Raw genomic sequence first — 5,446 nt, 5'->3', positions numbered from 1 at the left:
CGGCCTTGCCTTTTCCTCGGGTCCGTACCGCATCTCTCCACCGGAACGCCTTGAAGCTCCCGCTCTAAAGGCTAGCTCCTTCCCCCTCATTAAAGCCCCCGATGCCGTCCGTGGCGGTTATTCCGTGTACGGTGCCTCGAAACGTTATATCAAACCATTAAATCCCCCGTTGTATCCCCGGTCATAAACGGCGGTTTTACACTAAAAACGGGATGGCACGGGAAATGCATTACTATATCCTGCGGACAGTAAAAACAGCGGGAGGGAGTGAAGGCCATGAAGAAAATAAAAAGGGCTCTGGTGGTGTATGACGAAGGACCGACGAGGGTCCTGTGCGAAGAGGCGCTGAAAGGAGCGGGATGCCGGCCGGAGATCGCCGAGGACGGCCGCGAAGCGCTTGAGAGGCTTCGGGGGTCGGTCTTCGACCTCGTTATATCCGGCCTGTCAATGGCCGGGCCCGGCGCCGCGGAAGGCACGGAACTTTACCAACAGGTGGTGGAGGAATATCCCTACCTGCGGGACAGGTTCCTCTTTATCGCCCCGCCGGAGGAAGACCGGCAGGGGGCCTTGCATGAGGATTGCGCTTGCATCACCACCCCGTTTCACATTAAAGAACTGCTCGCCCGCGTGACCGTGCTTACGGCAAGGCCGTACACAAGGGTCCTTGTCGCCGAAGACGACCTGACCATAAGGGAGCTTCTCCGCGAAGTACTATCGTCGGCGGGATACGGCGTGGGCCTGGCCGGGGACGGGGCGGAGGCGTTGGAGATGCTCGCCGAAAGCGAATACGAGCTTATACTCTCGGACTTCCGCATGCCGAGGATGGACGGCGCGGAGCTTTACCTGAAGATGGCCCGGGAGTTTCCGGGTATGGAGAAGAGGGTCCTCTTTATGACTGGCATGCTGACGGACAGGTCGCTCTCCTTTTTCGAGGAACACGGCTGCGGCTATATCCTAAAGCCCTTTCCGGCGCTCGAACTGCTTACCATAACAAACAACTTCCTGGAGAGGGAAAAAAATAAAGAACCGGCCGAATGGAAAGGCGTTGAGGGGAGGAAAGAGAGGCGGCACGGCCTGGAAGCGGATTGCCGGGTGTGTGAAAAGGGTTTGCCCCCCCGGATGTCCATGAAAACAGTGACACAGGACATATCCCGCACCGGCATAAAGTTGAGGTACGGCGGCAGGCCGCTCGTGCCGGGCAGCCCGGTTATAGTCCACATTCACGACCTGTACCCGCAGAGGGACGCTAAGGTCGTATGGTCCAAGGGCCTAACCGGGGCGGACTCGCTCGTGGGCCTGGGCTTTGCCGAGCCCGTACCCCTGCCCGCGGATATGGACCGGGAGCCCGAACGGTTGATCGTGAACGGCCGGGCGGCTACGCGGGGGGCTTTCTCCTGAGTTCGTATTTTTTGATCTTCCTCATGAGCCTCGGAAGGGAGACGCCGAGGAGTGCCGCGGCCTTGCTCTTGTTCCAGTCCGTATGGTCGAGTACCCTCTCTATATGCACCCTCTCCATCTCGTCGAGCGGCCCCGGCTCCCATGGAGGCGCGTCCCCCGGCGCCTCTTCCCGCTCCCGCAACCCCGGGATGTGTACGTCCTGCAGCACGTCCCCCTTTGACAGCAGGACGGCCCTTGTAATTACGTTCTCGAGCTCCCTCACGTTCCCGGGCCACGAATAAGCTATGAGCGCATCCGTTACCCCGTAGGGGACCTTCGTTACGGTCCTGTGCTGCTCCCTGTTGGCCCTGGTGAGGAGGTGGCTTACCAGAAGGGGAATGTCCTCTTTCCTCTCCCTCAAGGGCGGGACGTCCACGGTTATGACCTTCAACCTGTAGAAGAGGTCCTCTCTGAAGAGCCCCTCTTTAATCATACCGTCGAGGTCCCTGTTGGTCGCCGCGACCACCCTGACGTCCGTCTTTATGGTCTCCTTCCCCCCGACCCTCTCAAAACTCCTTTCCTGGAGGAACCTCAGGAGCTTTACCTGCAGGGTGGGGCTCATATCGCCTACCTCGTCGAGTAAGACCGTGCCGCCGTTGGCCATCTCGAGCTTGCCCTCCTTGCGGTAAAGCGCGCCGGTAAAGGCCCCCTTCTCGTGGCCGAAGAGCTCGCTCTCGAGGAGGGTCTCCACCAGCGCCGAACAGTTTATGGCCGTGAAGGGCCCGTCCTTCTCCGGACTGTTGTGGTGTATGGCCCGCGCGACGAGTTCCTTGCCAGTCCCGCTCTCTCCCTGGATGAGGACCGTGGCCTTGCCCTGCGAGGCGAGGGCTATGGTCTTGAATATCTCCTGCATCGCCCGGCTCTTTCCGATTATCGTATCGACCGTGTATTCCCGGCTCATCTCGACCTGCAGGTCCGTAAGTCTCCTGTGGAGGTAGAGGTCCTGGAAGGCCCTCTTTATGGAAAGCTCGAGCTCGTCCATGTTGATGGGCTTGGGTATGTAATCGAACGCCCCCTTGTGTATGGCCTCTATGGTGGTCTCCATGTCCTGCAGGGCGGTTATTATAATCGTGTAGGCTTTATTGTCGAGCGCCTTTATCCTTTCGAGCATATCGAGGCCGGTCGCGCCGGGGAGCCGTATGTCGAGCAGTACGACGTCGGGCGATTCGGCCTCGACCTTTTCGAGGCCCTCGTCCGCCGTGTGCGCGGTGTGCACGCGCATGGTGCGGCCCAGGTGAAGCTCCAGAGTCCTGCAGATAGACCTGTCGTCGTCTATTACGAGTATCTTCTTCATGTCCTCTGCTCCGGCAGGGTAACCGTTACCTTCGTGCCCTCGCCGGGAGTGCTCTCCAGCTCGATGCGCCCACCGTGCTGTTCGACTATGTTCCTTACAAGTGCCATGCCCATGCCCATGCCGCCGGGATGCGTTGTGAAGAACGGGTCGAAGATGCGCTTTTTCACCTCGGGCACCATGCCCCTGCCGTTATCCTCGACCGAAATCGAAACCTCCCCTCCCCCCACAGAAACAAAGACCTTAAGACGCCCCCCCTCCCCCATTGCATGAACGGCGTTCAGGATAATGTTCAGGAGTACTTGCTTTATCTTTACGGCGTCGACCGGGAGCAGGGGCATATCCTCCGGAACGTCCTTAACCACCTCGACCTTCTTATCCCCGAGCTCCTTCTCCGCCATGCGGAGCGACGCGTCGATAATATCACTCACGTCCTCGCTTGACAAGCAGAGTACCGGAGGTCTCGCGAAGTTCATGATCTCCCGGACTATCCCGTCGAGGTGGTCCACCTCCCTGAGCGCGATGGTGAACTGTTCTCTGGTAGTAGCGTCGGGGGTGGCAGCGTCGGGCTCGCCGCCCTCCTCCTTCGCCTTATTAAAAAGCGCCTGCAGGTTCATCCTTACCGAAGAGAGCGGGTTGCGTATCTCGTGCGCGATGCCGAGCGAAAACTCCCCGAGGGCGGCGAGCCTCTCCCTTTCGAGCATGGCCTCCTGCGTTTCCATGAGCCTCCAGGCCATGATGTTACAGACCTCCCCGAGGTCCCCTATCTCGTCTCTCGTATCCACGGTCACCCTCGCGGAGAGGTCCCCCCCGGCAATCTCGCGCATGGTCTTCCTGAGCCTCTCTATGGGCACGGATATTATCCTGCGCGTGAAGACAAGGCTCGATACGGCGATCCCCGCTATAAAGGCCATGATGAGATACTGTAAGAGCAGGTATGTCCGGACCTTCTTCGAGGTGTTCTCCTCCATGAGCTTTACGGTCCCGTCTATCTTTTCGACAAACCTTGAAACCGTCCCTTCGAAGCCGGCCTCGGCCAGCATCCTCTCCGCCTCCTCCGGGGCCGGCGCGTCCAGTACGGAGGAGAACAGCGGTTTCCCCTTACCCTCCCACCAGCCTATGCACTTATCGAGCCGGGCCCTTATCTCCCCGGTCCCGTTACCCTTGAGACCGTATGCCGGATCCCCGAACCTGAGGCCGTAGAGAATCTCGCCGAAGCTCTCCATCTCGGCCTCGACCGCCTCCCTGTTCTCCGGGGTCATCTCCCCCGCATATCTCTTAAGGAGAACGAAAATCTTATACATCCGCATCCTCTCGCTGCCGGCATAGTTTATGGTGGTGACGTCGCCCGTTAAGGAATAGGACCCCTTTATATTTATAGCCAGCAACGACACCACGAGCATCCCCGCGAAGAAGATGTGCAGCCCGAGCTTCCAGATAATGGGAACTCTTCCTAACAGCATATTTTATATGTGTACACCTTTCCTTAAAAAGTACGGTGCGGACACCGCCTAAAATTACCATAAGGGTCGCAGGAAAACAACTTTAAACTTAGTATACCCTAAAAATTTCTTTTTGGAAGCTCCCCACCGGGGTAGTAAAAACTATTGAAAATTCCAGCCATTCTGATAAGTTGGAGTCTGCGCTCGAACAAAAAAAGGATAGTGATATGGCAAAGGACCTTTTACTGGAGATAGGCACCGAGGAACTGCCCGCGGGATTCATACCCGTCGCGCTTGCCGCGCTGGAGGCCCTTGCGAAGAGGGAACTCGACGCAGGCCGCCTCTCTTTCAAGGGCATGCGCACGCTCGGCACCCCGAGGAGGCTCGCCCTTATTGTAGAAGGTCTTGAAGAAAAGCAGCCCGATACGAAAGTAGAGCAGAAGGGGCCGCATAAGAAAGCCGCATACGACAACGACGGCAAGCCCACAAAGGCGCTCCTCGGCTTCGCCCGCTCCCGCGGGGTGGACGTCGGAGAGCTCAAGACCGTAAAGACGGAGAAAGGCGAATACCTCTACGCGATAAAAGAGGTGAAAGGAGAGCGGACCGTAAAGGTCCTGCCCGCCATCCTCGAAGCCGTCGTATCCGGGCTCACCTTCCCCAAGGCCATGAGGTGGGGCGAACACGGGATAAGCTTCGCCAGGCCCGTGCACTGGATACTCTCACTCTACGGCAAAACGACCGTGCCCTTCACCTTCGGCCATATAAAGAGCGGCCCCCATACCCGCGGCCACCGGTTCCTGAAACCAAAGGGGGGAGGAAAACCGATCAAGGTGGACGGTGTCAAGACCTACCTTGAGGGGCTCAGGAAAAACTTCGTCATCGCGGACCCGGCGGAGAGGAAAGAGCTCATAGCCAAAGGGCTTGAAAAGGAGGCTAAAAAGATAAAAGGGGAAATCCTTCCGGACGAGGGGCTCCTCGATGAGGTGGTAAACCTCGTCGAGTACCCCGTGGTGGTAAAAGGCTCCTTTGATAAGGAGTTCCTCGACCTCCCGGCCGAGGTCGTTATAAACGCGATGCGCGAGCACCAGAGGTATTTCAGCGTCGTGGACGGAAAGGGGGAGAAGGGAGAGTGGAAAAAACTCCTGCCCTGCTTCCTGACCGTGGCCAACACGAAGGCACGGGAGCTTAAGGTGGTCCGGGAGGGGAACGAAAGGGTCCTCAGGGCACGCCTTAACGACGCCAAGTTCTACTTCGAGAAGGACGTAAAGACCCCGCT

At 58.3% G+C, this 5,446-nt stretch carries 4 protein-coding genes; 2 read left to right on the top strand and 2 right to left on the bottom strand.

All coding sequences use genetic code 11. The annotated features are described in order from the left end of the window. Positions 1 to 276 precede the first annotated feature (276 nt). On the top strand, positions 277 to 1,398 hold the full coding sequence (locus V3W31_00590) for a response regulator (GenBank protein ID MEE9613435.1): 1,122 nt from the start codon (positions 277 to 279) through the stop codon (positions 1,396 to 1,398). Here the strand turns inward: V3W31_00590 and V3W31_00585 are convergent. Beyond that, complete coding sequence (locus V3W31_00585; protein ID MEE9613434.1) at positions 1,376 to 2,731, bottom strand: sigma-54 dependent transcriptional regulator; 1,356 nt, start codon at positions 2,729 to 2,731, stop codon at positions 1,376 to 1,378. The genes V3W31_00590 and V3W31_00585 overlap by 23 nt on opposite strands. Then, entirely contained in the window at positions 2,728 to 4,191 is a 1,464-nt protein-coding gene (locus V3W31_00580; protein ID MEE9613433.1) for an ATP-binding protein, read from the bottom strand. The genes V3W31_00585 and V3W31_00580 overlap by 4 nt, the downstream gene beginning before the upstream one ends. 206 nt (positions 4,192 to 4,397) lie before the next feature. On the opposite strand from V3W31_00580, the gene glyS reads away from it, so the two are divergent. Continuing rightward, positions 4,398 to 5,446: glycine--tRNA ligase subunit beta (glyS, locus tag V3W31_00575; GenBank protein ID MEE9613432.1), on the top strand; the 1,049-nt coding region annotated here is incomplete at its 3' end.

This window comes from Thermodesulfobacteriota bacterium (assembly GCA_036482575.1).
GTDB lineage: Bacteria > Desulfobacterota > GWC2-55-46 > GWC2-55-46 > JAUVFY01 > JAZGJJ01.
The sequence above is the reverse complement of the archived record's forward strand: the minus strand, read 5'-3'. Positions and strand labels throughout refer to the sequence as shown.

Coding starts and splice junctions, on each gene's coding strand:
- V3W31_00590 (MEE9613435.1), top strand. CDS start 277: ATGAAGAAAATAAAAAGGGCTCTGGTGGTGTATGACGAAGGACCGACG.
- V3W31_00585 (MEE9613434.1), bottom strand. CDS start 2,731: ATGAAGAAGATACTCGTAATAGACGACGACAGGTCTATCTGCAGGACT.
- V3W31_00580 (MEE9613433.1), bottom strand. CDS start 4,191: ATGCTGTTAGGAAGAGTTCCCATTATCTGGAAGCTCGGGCTGCACATC.